Source organism: Ideonella lacteola, from assembly GCF_038066555.1.
Lineage (GTDB): Bacteria > Pseudomonadota > Gammaproteobacteria > Burkholderiales > Burkholderiaceae_C > Ideonella > Ideonella lacteola.
Genome location: NZ_JBBUTG010000086.1, coordinates 1 through 550, shown reverse-complemented (window position 1 = coordinate 550; position 550 = coordinate 1). Strand labels below are relative to the sequence as shown.

Below are 550 nucleotides of genomic sequence, written 5' to 3'. Positions count from 1 at the left end.
ATCAGGCGCTGCTTGGTACCGGCCGCGTCGTACTGCTCGGCCAAGGCCTGCGCGGGCACGGCCGAGAACCACTCCAGCGTGGAGTTCTTCTGCAGGCCGATGATGTAGTCGATGCCCCAGGCCTCGAAGCGACGCAGCACCTTCGGGCGGCAGAAGCCCGAGTCGGCGCGCACGACCAGCCGCAACTGCGGCCACTTCTGGCGCAGCCGCCGCGCGATGAGCTTGATCAGCGCGCTGACCACGCTGGCCGGATCGCGCCAGCTTGGCCGCAGCACGCACGCGAGCAAGTCCTGGCCGCAGAACACGTACAGCGGCAAGTAGCAGTAGCTGTCGTAGTGGGCGTGGAAGTGCGCGCCTTCCTGAGCCCCATGCAGCGGCACATGGGTGGAATCGACGTCCAGTACCAACTCCTGCGGCGCCTGGCGGTGGCTGGCAATGAACTGATCGAGCAGCACCCCATGCAAGGCCGCCGCGTGTTCGCTGGTGGCCGATGTCTCCAGCCGGCTCAGCGTGGGCGCCGAGGCCAGTTCCTCGGCGCGGCCCACGGCCG

Annotated in this window: 1 protein-coding gene; it reads right to left on the bottom strand. The window is 68.5% G+C overall.

Annotation, left to right across the window (positions count from 1 at the left end; translation table 11 throughout):
- On the bottom strand, positions 1-550 hold a 550-nt coding region (locus tag AACH06_RS30140), incomplete at both ends, for a transposase (RefSeq protein WP_341429531.1).